Consider the following 15959-nt stretch of genomic DNA (forward strand, 5'->3'; position numbering starts at 1 on the left):
TTCGGCGGTCCCGGCGGCCGGGTACTTGCGCGATCCGTCCCGCCCGTGTGGACTACGGCCAATGCTTCGCGCACGCGCGTGGCTGAGACATTCACCAAAACATGATCAGGAGGCAACCCGTGAGCGCGACCGCGGACCACGCGGAGGAGCGGACGAACCCTGCCGCCAGGCTGGGGTTCCAGCCCGGGCAGGTGGTCCAGGAGATCGGCTACGACGACGACGTCGATCAGGAGCTCCGCGAGGCCATTGAGGAAGCCGTCGAGGGCGATCTGATGGACGAGGACTACGACGACGTGGCCGACGCCGTCGTGCTGTGGTTCCGTGACGACGACGGCGACCTGACGGATGCGCTGGTGGACGCCACCACGTACATCGAGGAAGGCGGCGCGATCCTGCTCCTGACGCCGAAGACCGGCCGTTCGGGGTACGTGGAACCGAGCGACATCCAGGACGCCGCGACGACGGCCGGCCTGACGGCGGCGAAGAGCGTCAGCGTCGGCAAGGACTGGAGCGGCTCGCGCCTGGCGACGCCGAAGGCGGCCAAGTCCAAGAAGTGACCCCCGTCGTCCCCCCGGACGGGCCGGTTCTGCCCGGCCCGTCCGGGGGCTCCCGGTGATCGCTGCGTAGGGTGGACCCGAGCGTGTGCTGTGCGCTCACCCGATCAGCCCACCGAAGGGATGCACGACGATGGCGATCCAGGTCGGCGACAAAGCGCCCGGCTTCGAGCTCAAGGACAACCACGGCCGCAGCGTGCGGCTCGCCGACTTCCACGGCGAGAAGAACGTGGTCCTGCTCTTCTACCCCTTCGCCTTCACCGGCGTGTGCACCGGTGAGCTGTGCGAGGTGCGCGACAACCTGCCGAAGTTCGCCGACCGCGACACCCAGGTGCTCGCCGTCTCCAACGACTCCATCCACACCCTGCGCGTCTTCGCCGAGCAGGAGGGCCTGGAGTACCCGCTGCTCAGCGACTTCTGGCCGCACGGCGACGTGTCGCGCGCGTACGGCGTCTTCGACGAGGACAAGGGCTGCGCCGTCCGGGGCACCTTCGTCATCGACAAGGAGGGTGTCGTGCGGTGGACCGTCGTCAACGGCCTGCCGGACGCCCGCGACCTCGGCGACTACGTGAAGGCGCTCGACGCCCTGTGAGCCGGCCGGGGCCGACATCCCCGATCCGGCGCTCGCGGATCTGCGAGGTGCGGGAACCCGTCATTAGGATCGGCACGTTGATCCCATATCCGAAGCACGACGGGGCGCCCGCCCCGGAACACCACATGGAGGACCCGTGGGAGTCAGCCTCAGCAAGGGCGGCAACGTATCGCTGACGAAGGAGGCCCCGGGCCTGACCGCGGTCATCGTCGGTCTCGGGTGGGACGTGCGCACCACGACCGGCACCGACTTCGACCTGGACGCCAGCGCGCTGCTGCTGAACAGCTCCGGCAAGGTCGCCAGCGACCAGCACTTCGTCTTCTTCAACAACCTCAAGAGCCCCGACGGCTCGGTCGAGCACACCGGCGACAACCTCACCGGTGAGGGCGAGGGCGACGACGAGCAGATCAAGGTCAACCTGGCCGGCGTCCCGGCCGACGTCGAGAAGATCGTGTTCCCGGTCTCGATCTACGACGCCGAGAACCGCCAGCAGTCCTTCGGCCAGGTCCGCAACGCGTTCATCCGCGTCGTGAACCAGGCCGGCGAGCAGGAGATCGCCCGCTACGACCTCAGCGAGGACGCCTCCACCGAGACCGCCATGGTCTTCGGCGAGCTCTACCGGCACGGCGCGGAGTGGAAGTTCCGCGCCATCGGCCAGGGCTACGCCTCCGGCCTGCGCGGCATCGCGCAGGACTTCGGCGTCAACGTCTGACGCCGCACGGCCCCCGCGTCCGGCGCCGCACCGTTCGGGGCGGCGCCGGACGCGCAGGACAACCAGGGAAGCACCACCAGGGGAGGACCAGGACCATGGGCGTCACACTCGCCAAGGGAGGCAACGTCTCCCTCTCCAAGGCCGCACCGAACCTCACCAACGTCTTGATCGGGCTCGGCTGGGACGCCCGCTCCACCACCGGCGCCCCCTTCGACCTGGACGCCAGCGCGCTGCTGTGCGACTCCGGCAACCGGGTGCTGGGCGACGAGTGGTTCGTGTTCTACAACCAGCTCACGAGCCCCGACGGCTCCGTGGAGCACACCGGCGACAACCTCACCGGCGAGGGCGAGGGCGACGACGAGTCGGTCCTGGTCGACCTCGCCAAGGTCCCGCCGCAGTGCGAGAAGATCGTCTTCCCCGTCTCCATCCACATGGCGGACGAGCGCGGCCAGACCTTCGGCCAGGTCTCCAACGCCTTCATCCGGGTCGTCAACCAGGCCGACGGCCAGGAACTGGCGCGCTACGACCTCAGTGAGGACGCCTCCACCGAGACCGCCATGATCTTCGGCGAGCTGTACCGGTACCAGGGCGAGTGGAAGTTCCGTGCGGTCGGTCAGGGGTACGCATCCGGTCTGCGGGGCATCGCTCTAGACTTCGGAGTCAACGTTTCGTAAAGCCGCGTACGGCGCGGGGGAAACCCTCCAGACCAGGTCTGGGAGGGACCCCCACGGATGATGGGGTAGCCAGTGCTTCTCAAAACCTTCGGCTGGTCGTTCGCGGTCACCGCGCTCGGTCTGGTCGCGGCGGCTTTCTACGGGGGGTGGACCGCCTTCGGCCTCGTGGCGATCCTGGCCATCCTGGAGATCTCGCTGTCCTTCGACAACGCGGTGGTCAACGCCGGGATCCTGAAGAAGATGAGTGCCTTCTGGCAGAAGATCTTCCTCACGGTCGGCGTGCTCATCGCCGTGTTCGGCATGCGGCTGGTCTTCCCCGTCGTCATCGTCGCCATCAGCGCGAAGATGGGCCCGATAGAAGCCGTCGACCTCGCCCTGAACAACAAGGACCGGTACCAGCAGCTGGTCACCGACGCCCACCCGGCGATCGCCGCCTTCGGTGGCATGTTCCTGCTGATGATCTTCCTCGACTTCATCTTCGAGGACCGGGACATCCAGTGGCTGCGCTGGATCGAGCGCCCCCTGGCCAAGCTCGGCAAGGTCGACATGCTGTCGGTCTGCGTCTCCCTGATCGTGCTGCTCGTCACGTCCTTCACCTTCGCCACCCAGGCCCACCAGCACGGCGGCGCCCACGCGGACAAGGCCCAGACGGTCCTGATCGCCGGCATCGCCGGGCTGATCACCTACCTGGTCGTCGGCGGCCTCTCCGGCTACTTCGAGGACAAGCTGGAGCAGGACGAGGAACGCGAACACGAGGAGGAGGAAGAGGCCGCCCGCACCGGCAGGAAGAAATCGCCGGTCGTCCTGGCCGGCCAGGCCGCGTTCTTCATGTTCCTCTACCTGGAGGTCCTGGACGCGTCCTTCTCCTTCGACGGCGTGATCGGCGCCTTCGCCGTCACCAACGACATCGTCCTGATGGCCCTCGGCCTCGGCATCGGCGCGATGTACGTCCGGTCGCTGACCGTGTACCTGGTCCGCCAGGGCACGCTCGACGACTACGTCTACCTGGAGCACGGTGCCCACTACGCCATCGGCGCCCTGGCCGTGATCCTCATGGTCACCATCCAGTACCAGATCAACGAGGTCGTCACCGGCCTGGTCGGCGTCGTCCTGATCGCCTGGTCCTTCTTCTCCTCGGTCCGCCGCAACCGCGCGCTGGCCGCGGCGGGCGAGGGCACCGGCACGAAGGCCGAGGTCTCCTCCGGGGTGTGACGGCCCGGACGGTGAGGAACGCTCTGAGCGGGGCGGCCGGCACGGCCGGCCGCCCCGACGGCGTCATGACGGGCATATGGGGGCGGTAATGGGATTCTTCGACGGACTGCTGGGCGGGCGCGCCGCCGACTTCGACTCGGGCAGCGCGTCGAGCAACGCCATAGAACTGACCAGGCGGCACCCCGCGGTGTCCCTGACCAAGCAGGGCGCGGCCACGGGCAACCTGCGCGTGAACCTCACCTGGCGCATGCGGACCACCGACTTCGGCGCCCAGCGCACCAGCCTGCTGCGCCACCCCTTCAAGGCACTCAAACCGCCGGAGATCCTCGGCCACGGCCAGAGCATGGTCAACGTCGACCTCGACCTCGGCTGCCTGTACGAGCTGACGGACGGCACCCGGGGGGTCGTGCAGCCGCTCGGCGGCTATCTGGGAGACGTCAACGCGCCGCCGTACATCAAGCTCAGCGGCGACGACCGGTTCGGCTCCGGGTCGGGCGAGACGATGTACGTCAACCTCGACCACCGGGAAGCCATCAAACGGCTGCTGGTCTTCGTCTACATCTACGACCAGACGCCCGCCTTCGACCGCACCCATGCCATCGTCACGCTCTACCCGAGCAACGGCCCGCGCGTCGAGATCAGCCTGGACGAGCGCCACCCCCAGGCCCGCTCGTGCGCCGTGATGCTGATCGAGAACGTCAAGGACGAACTGATCGTCCGCCGCGAGGTGAAGTTCGTCTACGGCTTCCAGGGCGAGCTGGACCGCCTCTACGGCTGGGGCCTGCAGTGGGGCAGGGGCTACAAGGCCAAGGCGGACCGGTGAACACCGCGGGGCGGCCTCCCGCGACCGCCCCCCGGCTGGATTCCCTGGGCCTCAGGCGCCCCGCCCGATGAACTGCGGACCCTGCGGCGGCAGCCGGAAGTCGGGATCGGCGCCCACCGGCACCGACGGGGACCCGGGGTAGCCGTACGAGGGCTGCGCGGAGGCCGGCTGCGGGTAGCCGTACGCCGACGACGCCGACGACGCCGGCTGCGGGTACCCGTACCCGGGCTGCTGCGCCGGCAGCGCGGACGTCGGCTGCTCCGGCGGCAGCGGCCGCGATGCCGGCTCCGCCGCGTCCCGGTCCTCCGCCGCCTCCGACTCGTCCACCGAGATGCCGAAGTCCGTGGCGAGCCCCTTCAGCCCGTTCGAGTAGCCCTCGCCGAGCGCCCGGAACTTCCAGCCCTCCCCGCGCCGGTACAGCTCACCGCAGATCAGCGCCGTCTCCGCGCCGGTCTCCGGCCTGATGTCGAACCGGGCCAGCGGCTCCCCGTCGGCGGCCGCCGCGTCGTGCAGGTGGATACAGAGCGCCGGCACCCGGTCGAAGGCGACACCGTCCGCGGAGGCCACGAGCACGATCCGGCCGACGCCCGGCTCGACGCCGGACAGCTCTGTCTGGATCGAGTCGGTCAGTCCTTCGGCGACCCGCTTCTTGCCGAGCCGCCACACCGTCCCGGAGGGGTGCCGGGGCTGGTTGTAGAAGACGAAGTCCTCGTCGCTGCGCACACGGCCGTCGGGGCCCAGCAGCAGCGCCGACACGTCCACGTCCGGTACGTCCTGCCCGGGCGTCCAGCGCAGCACGGCGCGCACCGTGGTGGCCTCCAGCGGGACGTTCGACCCTTTCAGCATCGCGTGCGTCATGCGGTCATCCTGCCCTCTCGGTCCTGGTCACGACAATGCGGGGCGGCGGCGCCGACACGGGCGGGTCACCGGATATTCACGCCCGCAGGGAACTCACGACATGCATCCCTACGTACTATTACCGGCCACCCTTTACCGAACCCACAGACTCGGCCTGCACCGCAAGGGAGTTCCATGCGTCACTTCGGGCACCTCGCCCCCGGGGTACGGCAGCGCCTCTTCCACCAGGAGCCGTGCGCCTTCACGGCCGACTCCCCGGCCCGGCTGCTCTCCGCGGCCCTCGGCGCCACGCTCTACAGCCCGGCCACCCGGCCCCGGCTCGCCGACGACATCGTCAAGCAGGTCCGCAGCGGCGTGGTCTCGATGGTGCTGTGCCTGGAGGACTCCATCGACGACGCGGACGTCGCGGCGGGCGAGGAGAACCTCGTCCGGCAGTTCGCCGACCTCGACGCCCGGCCCGGCGTGGAGCCCCCGCTGCTGTTCATCCGGGTGCGCGCCCCGGAGCAGATCCCGGACCTGGTCCGCCGCCTCGGCCCGGCCGTGCGGCTGCTCTCCGGGTTCGTGCTGCCCAAGTTCACCGAGGAGCGCGGCATCCCCTTCCTGGAGGCCCTGACCAACGCCGAGAACGGCAGCGGGCGGCGGCTCTTCGCCATGCCGGTCCTGGAGTCCCCCGAGCTGCTCTACCGCGAGTCGCGCGTGGACGCCCTGGAGGGCATCTTCCGCGCGGTCGACAAGTACCGCGACCGGGTGCTGGCCCTCCGCCTCGGCGTCACCGACTTCTGCTCCTCCTACGGCCTGCGCCGCGCCCCCGACATGACCGCCTACGACGTCCAGGTCGTCGCCTCCGTCATCGCCGACGTCGTCAACATGCTCGCCCGCGCCGACGGCACCGGCTTCACCGTCACCGGCCCCGTCTGGGAGTACTTCCGTGCCTCGGAGCGCATGTTCAAGCCGCAGTTGCGGCAGAGCCCCTTCCTGGAGGTGCGGGCCGTCGAACTGCGCCAGAAGCTCATCGAGCACTCCCTGGACGGGCTGCTCCGGGAGATCTCCCTGGACCGGGCCAACGGCCTGCTCGGCAAGACCTGCATCCACCCCTCCCACGTCCTGCCCGTGCACGCCCTCTCCGTGGTCAGCCACGAGGAGTTCAGCGACGCCCAGGACATCCTGCGGCCGGAACGCGGCGGCGGGGGTGTACTCAGGTCGGCCTACACGAACAAGATGAACGAGGTGAAGCCGCACCGCGCCTGGGCGGAGCGGACCATGCTGCGCGCCGAGGTGTTCGGCGTCGCCGACCAGGACGTCGGCTTCGTGGAGCTGCTCGCCGCCGGAATATCCGGCTGAACCTTCCGCCCTCTCTTCCAAGGAACGCATGAAGAACGCAGTGAACGACGGGGTCTGGTCCGGCAGCTGGGTCGCCGAGCGGCTCGGGGTCCGGCTCGCGGGCGACGACGGGCTCACGGACCTGCTCGGGCTCGCGCTGCGGCGCAACCCCAAGCGGGCCCACCTGCTGGTCTCGAACGTCCTGGGCAAGCACGTCCCGCAGTCGCCCGCCGTGGTCTACGGCCACGGACTGCGCCTCGGCCGCCGGGTCCGCGACCTGCTCGGCGAGGCGGAGGCGGCCGGTGCGGTCGTCCTCGGGTACGCGGAGACCGCGACCGGACTCGGGCACGCGGTGGCCGACGGGGTGGGCGTGGCGCCGTACCTGCACTCCACGCGCCGGCCGGTGGCCGGGCTCGCCCCCGCGGGCGGCTTCGAGGAGTCGCACTCGCACGCCACGTCGCACCTGCTGCTGCCCGCGGACCCGGCGCTGCTCGCGGGCGCCGGGCCGCTGGTCCTGGTCGACGACGAGTTCTCCACCGGCAACACCGTCCTGAACACCATCCGCGACCTGCACCGGCGCCATCCGCGGCGGCGGTACGTGGTGGTGGCGCTGGTCGACATGCGCGCGCCGGGGGACGCCGAACGCCTGCGGCGGTTCGCCGAGGGCCTCGGCGCGCGGGTCGACGTGATCGCCGCCGCCCGCGGGACCGTGCACCTGCCGGAGCGGGTCCTGGAGAAGGGCCGGGAGCTGGTCGCGCGGCACGAGTGCGCGGACGCCCCCGGCACGGCCGTCCGCGTCCCCGCGACCCGCGTCGACCTGCAGTGGCCCCGCGGTCTGCCCGACGGCGGCCGGCACGGCTTCACACCCGTCCACCGGGCCCGCCTGGAGGCCGCGCTGCCCGCCATGGCCGGCCGCGTGGCCGCGGCCCTGCCCGCCGGCGCCGGACGGGTGCTCGTCCTCGGCTCCGAGGAGCTGATGTACGCCCCGCTGCGGATCGCCGGGCAACTGGAGCGCGGCACGGACGCCGAGGTGCGGTTCTCCACCACCACCCGCTCACCCGTCCTCGCGGTCGACGACCCCGGCTACGCGATCCGCACCCGCCTGGTCTTCCCCGCCCACGACGACCCGGCCGACGGCCCCGGCGAGCGCTACGCCTACAACGTCGCCGGAGCCGGCTTCGACGCCGTCGTCGCCGTGGTCGACTCCGCGGCCGACACCCCCGCCCTGCACGCGCCCGACGGCCTGCTGGCCCGCCTCGCCGCGCACGCACCGCACGTCCTGCTCGCGGTCGTCCCGTCCCACGTCCCCGAGCCGGCGCCCGCTCCCGAAAGGCAGGCCATGCCCGAGCCCCTCCGCGGCCCCGCGTTCTCCTCGTACCCGCCGGAGGAGGTCGGCTGGCTGCTCCAGGACCTCTCCCACGTCACCCTGGAGGCGCCGACCGAGGAGCGGGAGGAGGCCGTCCAGCAGGGCGGCGCGCACTACGCCGAGTCGCTGCCGGTGGAGTACCAGCCCAGCGAGGCGTACCAGGAGCTGTTCCACGAGGCCCTCGACGCCTCGGCCGACCGGCTCGCCCACGCCGTCGGCGTCGTCACCGAGACCGTCCTCACCGAGCGGTCGCCGCGCCCGGTGCTGGTCTCCCTGGCCCGCGCGGGCACCCCGGTCGGCATCCTGATGCGCCGCTGGGCCCGGTTCCGGCACGGCCTCGACCTGCCGCACTACGCGGTGTCGATCGTGCGCGGGCGGGGCATCGACGCCACGGCGCTGCGCTGGCTGGCCGCCCACCACGACCCCCGGGACGTCGTCTTCGTCGACGGCTGGACCGGCAAGGGCGCCATCAGCCGCGAACTCGCCGACGCGGTCGCCAAGTTCGAGGCGGAGGAGGGCGTGACCGGATTCGACCCGGAGATCGCCGTGCTCGCCGACCCCGGCTCCTGCGTGCGCACCTTCGGCACCCGCGAGGACTTCCTCATCCCCTCCGCCTGCCTCAACTCGACCGTCTCCGGCCTCGTCTCGCGGACGGTCCTGCGCGCCGACCTGGTCGGCCCGGACGACTTCCACGGCGCGAAGTTCTACCGGGAACTCGCGGGCGCCGACCTCTCCACGGTCTTCCTGGACGCCGTCTCCGCCCGCTTCCCCGAGGTCGCCGACGCCGTCGGGGAGGCGGTCAAGGAACTGCCGGCCACCGACCGCACCCCGACCTGGGCGGGCTGGCGAGCGGTCGAGCGGATCAGCGAGGAGTACGGCATCCACGACGTGAACCTGGTCAAGCCCGGGGTCGGCGAGACCACCCGGGTGCTGCTGCGCCGGGTGCCGTGGAAGATCCTCGCCCGGGCGGGGGCCAGTGCCGACCTGGAGCACGTCCGGCTGCTCGCCGCACAGCGCGGGGTGCCGGTCGAGGAGGTGGACGACCTGCCGTACACCTGCGTCGGGCTGATCCACCCCCGGTACACGCGGGGCGCCACCGGCGCCGACGGCAAGGCGGTGAACCGCTGATGCCGGTTCTGGTGGCGAGCGACCTCGACCGTACGCTCATCTACTCCGCGGCGGCCCTGGCGCTGACCATGCCGGACGCGCGGGCGCCCCGGCTGCTGTGCGTGGAGGTGCACGAGGCCCGGCCGCTCTCCTACCTGACGGAGACCGCGGCCCGGCTGCTGACCGAGCTGGGGGACGCGGCCGTCTTCGTGCCGGCCACGACCCGTACGCGCAAGCAGTACCAGCGGATCAACCTGCCCGGCCCGCCCCCGAAGTACGCGATCTGCGCCAACGGCGGCCATCTGCTGGTGGACGGGGTCACGGACGCCGGCTGGCACGCGGGCGTGCAGGCCCGGCTCGCCGACGAGTGCGCACCGCTGGCGGAGGTCCGCGAGCACCTGCTGCGCTCGGCGGACCCGGTGTGGGTGCGCAGGCAACGGGTCGCCGAGGACCTGTTCGCCTACCTCGTGGTGGAGCGCGAACTTTTGCCCGACGACTGGGTGAAGGAGCTGGCGGCGTGGGCGGAGGGGCGGGGCTGGACGGTCTCCCTCCAGGGCCGCAAGATCTACGCCGTCCCCAAGCCGCTCACCAAGGGCGCGGCCGTCCGCGAGGTGGCCCGCCGCACCGGCGCGGAACTGACCCTGGCCGCCGGGGACTCGCTGCTCGACGCCGACCTGCTGCTGGCCGCCGACCGCGGCTGGCGCCCCGGCCACGGCGAACTGGCCGACACCGGCTGGAGCGCGCCGGGGATCGGCGCGCTGCCGGATCGGGGGGTGCTGGCGGGGGAGCGGATCCTCGGGGAGTTCCTGCGCGCGGCCCGGGGAGCCGGCTAGCCGCAGCAGCCCCCGCCGCAGCAGCCGCCGCCCCCACCGCCCCCCGGGGCGGGCGCGGGGGCGGCGGAGACACCGCCGACGGCCACCGTCGACAGCAGCTTGACCGTGTCGTCGTGGCCCGCGGGGCAGTCGGCGGGGTCGGCGGACCGGGCCATCGGGCGGTTCAGTTCGAACGTGTCGCCGCAGGTCCGGCAGCGGTACTCGTAGCGAGGCATGCGCCCAGATTAACCGCCGGCGCCCGATCCGCGGTCCCTCAATTTTTCCTGAGTGTTGCTTTCCATCCGGCATACGGGCAGAGCATTCGAAAACGTTGCTGATAATTTGTGAACGCCGTGGCGAGGATGCTCAGCTCACCCGCGCGAGCAGGACGAGTGCGGAGGGAGACGCAGGCGTGACCGATGCGTCGCAGGGGGAGGACGGCCCCGTGGGGGGTGGCCGTGGCCAGGAGTCAGTGGACGCCGACGAGACCCTGCACCTGAGAGTCGACGCTCTCAGGGCGGACGAGACCATGCAGTTGCGCGTGCCCCCGCCACCGCCGCCGGCCGGTCCGGGCGGCGGCCGGGCCGAGCGCCGCCGCGACGCGCGCTCCGCCGGGCGGGGGAACGCCCGGCCCGCCGCGGTGGCGGCCGCGGCCGGCCGGCTGCTGGGCCCGCTGCTCCCGTTCGCGCGCCGCCTGAAGCCCGTCTACCCGCGCCCCGGCCGCACCGGCTGGCGCCGCTGGATGCCCTCCTGGCGCCAGTGGGCCGGCGCCGTGCTGACCTCGTTCGGCCTGCTGGGGGCGTTCCTCGTCACCGCGTACGCGATGACGGACATACCGAGCAACCTGAACACGTACGCGACCCAGCAGGACAACGTCTACTTCTGGTCCGACGGCACGCCCATGGCCCGCACGGGCTGGGTGCAGCGGCAGGCGATGCCGCTGAAGGACATACCCGAGGACGTGCGCTGGGCGGTGCTCGCCGCGGAGAACCAGAGCTTCTACTCGGACCCGGGCATATCCGCCAAGGGCCTCACCCGCGCGGTGTTCCGCACGCTGGGGCAGGGGGACACCGAGGGCGGCTCCACCATTACCCAGCAGTACGTGAAGAACGTTTATCTCACACAGAACCAGACGGTAAGCCGAAAATTCACCGAGGCCATGATCGCCCTCAAGCTCGACAGCAAGATGAGCAAGGACGACATCCTGGAGGGCTATCTCAACACCTCCTGGTTCGGCCGCGGCAGCTACGGCATCCAGCGCGCCGCACAGGCCTACTACGGCAAGGACGTCAGCGAGCTGGACGTCTCCGAGGCGGCCGTGCTCGCCTCGCTGCTCAAGGGCGCCGGCCTCTACGACCCCACCCTCGGCAAGTCGAACCACGCCCGGGCGGTGGAGCGCTGGTCCTGGATCCTCGACCGCATGGTCAAGATCGGCAAGCTGTCCCCGCAGCGGCGGGCGACCTACACCCATTTCCCCGAGCCGCTCAAGAGCAACCCGCTGTACAACACCGGTGCGCAGAGCGACTACCTGGTGGAGCTGGCGGCGCAGTACGCCAGGAAGTCCGGCCACCTGACGGACAAGCAGTTCGACCTCGGCGGCTACCAGATCTACACGACCTTCGACCGCAAGCGGGAGGGCGCGCTCACCGACGCCGTCACCGCGGCCCGCCGAAAGGCCCGGACGGACCACCCGGCTCAGGCGAGGAGCGGGCACTACGGCGGCGCCTCGGTGGCCGCGGACGGCCGGGTCCTCGCCGTCTACGGCGGCCCCGACCACCGCCGGCAGGGCTACAACGAGTCCAACGCGACCACCGTCCCCGCCGGCACCGCGTTCCTGCCGTTCGTCTACGCCGCCGGACTCGAACACGGCGTGCACAAGACGCGGGGCGGACCCGCCACCCCGGTCACCCCGGACAGCGTCTACGACGGCGACGACGCCGTGCCCGTCACCACGCCCGAGGGGCCGTACTGGGACCGCAGCGGCAGGAAGGTCGCCGCGCACAACGACGGCGGGAAGTCCTACGGCCGGATCACCCTGCACGACGCGCTCGCCAAGTCGGTCAACACGCCGTTCATGCAGCTCGGCATGGACACCGGTCTTGACAAGGTGCGCGCGACCGCGGAGGCGTCCGGGCTGCTGCCCTCCAGCATCGGCCCGCAGGTGCCCGCGCTGTCCCTCGGCAACTCCACGCCCAGCGCGATCCGGATGGCCGGCGGCTACGCCACCTTCGCCGCCGGCGGCCTGCACACCGAGCCGTACGCGGTGCAGCGGATCACCCGCAACGGCTCCCCGGTCGCCCTCGACCTCCCGCGACCCCGGCGCGCGGTCGGCGCCACGGTGGCCCGGGCGGTCACCGAGGCGCTCACCGACTCCTTCCGCACCGCCCACCCGGAGGCGGCCGGCCGGGCCGGGGTGCTGGGGAAGGCCGGCACCACCGAGAAGGACACCGCCGCCTGGTACGTCGGCACCGCCGAATCCGTGTCCACCGCGATCGTCGTCTACCGGATCGACCTGACCAAGTCCCTGGAGCCACTGCCGCTCAAGGGCCTGGCCGGTACGTCCGCCGACAGCGTCCCCTACGCCCTCTGGTCGGCCGCGACGGGAATCGGCTGAGCCGTGCCCCGTCCCCTCCTCCCTCCCGCAGAATGAGCCGCGCATGCCCAGCAAGATGTCGTCGACAGGCCGCCGTCGAGCCCCCCGCAGCCGCAGCCTGCCCCGGGTCACCCGACCACAGGTCCTGACGCTGGCCGCGCTCCTCGTCGCGGCCTCGCTCGTGGCCGGGTTCCTGGCGCTGTCCGGCACCGACGGCAGCGGCAGCGCGCCGGCCGGCGCCGCGGACCGGAAGCCCGCGTCCGCGCCGAAGGCCGACCCGAGCCCGGAGTGGGACGGCAAGACCCGGATCCTCGGCGACGGATCCACCTCCGACACCGGGCCGCAGCAGCACCAGTTGGTGCCGAAGCCGCTCAAGCCCGGTGAGAAGCCGCCGCAGTTCGTGGTGTTCTCCTGGGACGGCGCGCTGGAGGGCGCCGACCGCCTGTTCTCGCACTACCGGGAACTGGCCAAGCAGTACAAGGCCCACATGACCTTCTTCCTCACCGGCATCTACCTGCTGCCGAAGAGCAAGAAGGCGCAGTACCACGGCCCCATGCACGGCGCGGGCGACGCGGCCATCGACTACGCCACCGACGACCACATCCGCACCACGGTCGAGCAGTTGGGCAAGGCGTACCAGGACGGCAACGAGATCGGCACCCACTTCAACGGCCACTTCTGCGGCGCCAAGGGCGGCGGCGACTGGAGCGTGGCCCAGTGGAAGAGCGAGATCGACCAGTTCTTCTCCTTCGTGGAGCGCTGGAAGACCAACACCGGCTTCACGGACGTCCCGCCGCTGCCCTTCGACTTCAAGAAGGAGGTCACCGGCGGCCGGGCGCCCTGCCTGGAGGGCCAGCCCAACCTGCTCAAGGCCATCAAGGACTACGGCTGGCGCTACGACGCCAGTTCGCCCGGCGACTTCCAGATATGGCCGACGAAGAAGAAGGGCATCTGGGACTTCCCGCTCCAGATGCTGCCGTACGAGAGCGGCAAGTTCCAGGGTCTGTCCATGGACTTCAACTTCCTGTACAACCAGTCCGAGGGCGAGACCCAGGGCGACCCCGAGAAGTTCGCCGAGTGGGAGCGGCAGACCGTCGACTCCTACATGGCCGGCTTCAACCGCGTGTACTACGGCAGCCGCGCTCCGCTGTTCATCGGCAACCACTTCGAGGACTGGAACGGCGGCATCTACATGAAATCCATCGACCAGGTCGTCAAGAACGTGTGCACCAGGCAGGGCGTCAAGTGCGTGTCGTTCAAGGAGCTGGCCGACTGGCTCGACGTCCAGACACCGCAGACCCTGGCGGCCCTGCGCAGCCTCGATCCGGCCCAGTCGCCGGACTGGTCCGCGGTCGTCAAGTAACAAGTCAGCACAGGGGGTTCCACTTGTGCAACCCCCTTCACAACCGCCGTCGCGGCCGTGCGAAGATGCCTCCTCCCGGTATGTGTACCGGCGTAGAGGGGAACATCATTGAAATCCAGAAGACTGAGCCGTAAGCGGAGCCGTACCGCCATAGTCACCGCGGCGGCGGCCTCGGTGGTCGCCGGTGTGGCCCTGGTGCCGAACTGGTCCGCTGGTGCGGCGGTGACAGACGACCCGACCGTGGACGCGAAGACCAAGGCGACCTTCCAGCGGCTGGCCGACGCGGTCTTCACCGACCGCACCCAGGCCCTCGTGAAGGGCGCCGGCACGGCCGACACCCGGCACACCTCCGGCTTCTCCGGTGCCGTGCGCCTGTCCGGCGGGCAGACCCAGGCGCAGAAGTCGGCGCTGGACGAGCTGCGCGGCCGCCGCGGCCGGCTCGCCCGGCTGGGCGAGACGTACCGCGCCGGCAGCACCCAGGTCACGCTCGACGCGACCCAGGTGAAGGGCCGGCACGCCAAGGTCGCCGTCACCGAGACCACGTCGCTGACCTACGGCACCGCGCCCGCCGGGGGCCCGAAGTCGACCGGCTTCACCGCCCACCACGAGCTGACCTTCACGGCCGACCGCGGGACCTGGCAGCTCACCGGCATCAAGGACACCGACCAGGGCTACCTCGCGGTGAACCAGGTCGCCACGCCCGACGTCGGCAAGGCGCCGGCCGCCGCCGTCGACGGTCCGCCGAGCGCGGCCCGCGCGGCCACCACCTGGCCCGCCCCCGCCAACCGCAAGAAGCTGACGGGGACCGGGTCCGACTACAAGGCCATGGTCACCTACGCGACCAAGTACTGGAAGAAGTACAACCCGGCCTACCCCGACTTCAGCGGCGCGGGCGCCGGCGGCGACTGCACCAACTTCGTCAGCCAGGCCCTGAAGGCCGGCGGCTGGAAGCACGTCCCGGGCTACACGAACGACTTCCACAAGTGGTTCGGCAACTCGGAGATCCAGTCGGACTCCTTCGTCGGGGTCAACGAGTTCTCCTGGTTCGCCCTGTCCTCGAAGCGCGCCACGAGCCTCGCCAACGTCTACCAGATGGACATCGGCGACGTGCTCCAGGTGGACTTCAACCGGGACGGGTCCAAGGACCACTCGATGATCGTCACCAACCGTGACAGCCGCGGTAGGCCGTACGTGACGTACCACTCGACCAACACCTACAACCGGTCGGTGGCCAGCCTCGTCGCCTCGTACCCGAAGGCGGCGTTCTACGCCTACCGGACCTGACCGGCCCGGAAGGCGGTGACGGGGGGCGGGTCGGCTCAGTCCGGCCCGTGTGTCTCGTCCGTCTCGGGCATGGGCATCCGCACCGGCGGTGTGCCGGTCTCGTGCTCATGCCCCTCGGGCTCGCCGTGCCCCGGGTGGCGGGCCTTCCAGTACGGGTTGTCGTGCGGCAGGACCGAACCGACCCGGCCGTACATGCCGAAGGTCATCAGCAGCAGGCCCACGATGAAGCTGAAGAACACGTTCTGGATCCGGAAGGCCAGGAAGTTGCCCGTGGTGTCCAGCAGGCCGAGGAACAGGAAGCCGTTCAGCAGGAACAGCACGCCGAGGACCATGTTCATGGTCGAGGCGACGTTCCCGCCGATCACCATCCCGACCATCAGCAGTGCGCCGATGCAGATCGACAGGATGCTCAGCGTCCCGTTGCTGTTCAGCCCGACGACCATGTTGCCGCCGGTGTCGAAGAAGCCGATGCGGTTGATCAGGCCGAGGATGCCGAAGGCGATCAGGAAGGCGCCGATCAGGCCCGCTCCGATCCGGTAGACCGTGTTCAGCCGGTGGTCGACGGGCAGGTGCTCGTCGAGCTGCATCCGCCGGCGTGGTCGCGTGTGCACCGCGTGTGCGGCCATGTCGCCTCCCTCGGGCGTTGGTGGAGGCCGTCCGTCCCTTCAATATCCGCCTGTCCGGGCCCA

At 70.9% G+C, this 15959-nt stretch carries 15 protein-coding genes; 12 read left to right on the plus strand and 3 right to left on the minus strand.

Annotated elements, in window-relative coordinates; all coding sequences use genetic code 11:
* Nucleotides 1–119 precede the first annotated feature (119 nt).
* The 6 genes from ACZ4K2_RS22205 (at nucleotide 120) to ACZ4K2_RS22230 (ending at nucleotide 4567) form a co-directional block, all read left to right on the plus strand.
* Complete coding sequence (locus tag ACZ4K2_RS22205) at nucleotides 120–557, plus strand: DUF3052 domain-containing protein (protein WP_467468956.1); 438 nt, start codon at nucleotides 120–122, stop codon at nucleotides 555–557.
* A gap of 130 nt (nucleotides 558–687) precedes the next feature.
* Entirely contained in the window at nucleotides 688–1146 is a 459-nt protein-coding gene (locus tag ACZ4K2_RS22210) for a peroxiredoxin (protein ID WP_467468958.1), read from the plus strand.
* Nucleotides 1147–1282: 136 nt separating this feature from the next.
* Nucleotides 1283–1858 carry a calcium homeostasis/redox stress adaptation protein gene (locus tag ACZ4K2_RS22215; protein ID WP_467468960.1) on the plus strand — a complete coding sequence of 192 codons (576 nt, stop codon included), beginning with the start codon at nucleotides 1283–1285 and terminating at the stop codon, nucleotides 1856–1858.
* 95 nt (nucleotides 1859–1953) lie between these two features.
* Nucleotides 1954–2532: a TerD family protein gene (locus tag ACZ4K2_RS22220; RefSeq protein ID WP_467468962.1), complete on the plus strand. Its 579-nt coding sequence runs from the start codon at nucleotides 1954–1956 to the stop codon at nucleotides 2530–2532.
* Nucleotides 2533–2604: 72 nt separating this feature from the next.
* Complete coding sequence (locus ACZ4K2_RS22225; RefSeq protein WP_467468964.1) at nucleotides 2605–3744, plus strand: DUF475 domain-containing protein; 1140 nt, start codon at nucleotides 2605–2607, stop codon at nucleotides 3742–3744.
* Between the two features lie 88 nt (nucleotides 3745–3832).
* Complete coding sequence (locus tag ACZ4K2_RS22230) at nucleotides 3833–4567, plus strand: TerD family protein (RefSeq protein ID WP_467468966.1); 735 nt, start codon at nucleotides 3833–3835, stop codon at nucleotides 4565–4567.
* A 51-nt stretch (nucleotides 4568–4618) separates the two neighbouring features.
* On the opposite strand, the gene ACZ4K2_RS22235 is transcribed toward ACZ4K2_RS22230, so the two are convergent.
* Entirely contained in the window at nucleotides 4619–5425 is an 807-nt protein-coding gene (locus ACZ4K2_RS22235) for a TerD family protein (protein ID WP_467468968.1), read from the minus strand.
* A gap of 174 nt (nucleotides 5426–5599) precedes the next feature.
* Between ACZ4K2_RS22235 and ACZ4K2_RS22240 the strand changes: the two genes are divergently transcribed.
* From ACZ4K2_RS22240 to ACZ4K2_RS22250, 3 genes are read left to right on the plus strand one after another with little or no spacing between them, the layout of a single operon-like run.
* A complete protein-coding gene (locus tag ACZ4K2_RS22240) occupies nucleotides 5600–6766 on the plus strand; it encodes an HpcH/HpaI aldolase/citrate lyase family protein (protein WP_467468970.1) in 1167 nt (388 codons plus the stop codon).
* A 28-nt stretch (nucleotides 6767–6794) separates the two neighbouring features.
* A complete protein-coding gene (locus tag ACZ4K2_RS22245) occupies nucleotides 6795–9239 on the plus strand; it encodes a phosphoribosyltransferase (RefSeq protein WP_467468971.1) in 2445 nt (814 codons plus the stop codon).
* Nucleotides 9239–10051 (plus strand): HAD family hydrolase, encoded by an 813-nt coding sequence (locus ACZ4K2_RS22250; protein ID WP_467468972.1) that lies wholly within the window; start codon nucleotides 9239–9241, stop codon nucleotides 10049–10051. Before ACZ4K2_RS22245 ends, ACZ4K2_RS22250 begins: the two co-directional genes overlap by 1 nt.
* On the opposite strand, the gene ACZ4K2_RS22255 is transcribed toward ACZ4K2_RS22250, so the two are convergent.
* Entirely contained in the window at nucleotides 10048–10266 is a 219-nt protein-coding gene (locus ACZ4K2_RS22255; protein ID WP_467468974.1) for an FmdB family zinc ribbon protein, read from the minus strand. The two genes, ACZ4K2_RS22250 and ACZ4K2_RS22255, sit on opposite strands and share 4 nt — an antisense overlap.
* A 293-nt stretch (nucleotides 10267–10559) precedes the next feature.
* On the opposite strand from ACZ4K2_RS22255, the gene ACZ4K2_RS22260 reads away from it, so the two are divergent.
* The 3 genes from ACZ4K2_RS22260 (at nucleotide 10560) to ACZ4K2_RS22270 (ending at nucleotide 15270) form a co-directional block, all read left to right on the plus strand.
* Complete coding sequence (locus ACZ4K2_RS22260) at nucleotides 10560–12644, plus strand: transglycosylase domain-containing protein (RefSeq protein WP_467469695.1); 2085 nt, start codon at nucleotides 10560–10562, stop codon at nucleotides 12642–12644.
* Between the two features lie 43 nt (nucleotides 12645–12687).
* Nucleotides 12688–13986, plus strand: a complete 1299-nt coding sequence (locus ACZ4K2_RS22265; protein ID WP_467468976.1) for a polysaccharide deacetylase family protein — start codon at nucleotides 12688–12690, stop codon at nucleotides 13984–13986.
* A 186-nt stretch (nucleotides 13987–14172) separates the two neighbouring features.
* Nucleotides 14173–15270: an amidase domain-containing protein gene (locus ACZ4K2_RS22270; protein ID WP_467469697.1), complete on the plus strand. Its 1098-nt coding sequence runs from the start codon at nucleotides 14173–14175 to the stop codon at nucleotides 15268–15270.
* Between the two features lie 35 nt (nucleotides 15271–15305).
* On the opposite strand, the gene ACZ4K2_RS22275 is transcribed toward ACZ4K2_RS22270, so the two are convergent.
* A complete protein-coding gene (locus ACZ4K2_RS22275) occupies nucleotides 15306–15896 on the minus strand; it encodes a DUF4383 domain-containing protein (protein ID WP_467468978.1) in 591 nt (196 codons plus the stop codon).
* Nucleotides 15897–15959: the final 63 nt, after the last annotated feature.

This window comes from Streptomyces sp. NPDC025833, from assembly GCF_055558055.1.

Coding starts and splice junctions, on each gene's coding strand:
- ACZ4K2_RS22210 (WP_467468958.1), top strand. CDS start 688: ATGGCGATCCAGGTCGGCGACAAAGCGCCCGGCTTCGAGCTCAAGGAC.
- ACZ4K2_RS22230 (WP_467468966.1), top strand. CDS start 3,833: ATGGGATTCTTCGACGGACTGCTGGGCGGGCGCGCCGCCGACTTCGAC.
- ACZ4K2_RS22255 (WP_467468974.1), bottom strand. CDS start 10,266: ATGCCTCGCTACGAGTACCGCTGCCGGACCTGCGGCGACACGTTCGAA.
- ACZ4K2_RS22220 (WP_467468962.1), top strand. CDS start 1,954: ATGGGCGTCACACTCGCCAAGGGAGGCAACGTCTCCCTCTCCAAGGCC.
- ACZ4K2_RS22275 (WP_467468978.1), bottom strand. CDS start 15,896: ATGGCCGCACACGCGGTGCACACGCGACCACGCCGGCGGATGCAGCTC.
- ACZ4K2_RS22235 (WP_467468968.1), bottom strand. CDS start 5,425: ATGACGCACGCGATGCTGAAAGGGTCGAACGTCCCGCTGGAGGCCACC.
- ACZ4K2_RS22265 (WP_467468976.1), top strand. CDS start 12,688: ATGCCCAGCAAGATGTCGTCGACAGGCCGCCGTCGAGCCCCCCGCAGC.
- ACZ4K2_RS22250 (WP_467468972.1), top strand. CDS start 9,239: ATGCCGGTTCTGGTGGCGAGCGACCTCGACCGTACGCTCATCTACTCC.
- ACZ4K2_RS22240 (WP_467468970.1), top strand. CDS start 5,600: ATGCGTCACTTCGGGCACCTCGCCCCCGGGGTACGGCAGCGCCTCTTC.
- ACZ4K2_RS22260 (WP_467469695.1), top strand. CDS start 10,560: ATGCAGTTGCGCGTGCCCCCGCCACCGCCGCCGGCCGGTCCGGGCGGC.
- ACZ4K2_RS22245 (WP_467468971.1), top strand. CDS start 6,795: ATGAAGAACGCAGTGAACGACGGGGTCTGGTCCGGCAGCTGGGTCGCC.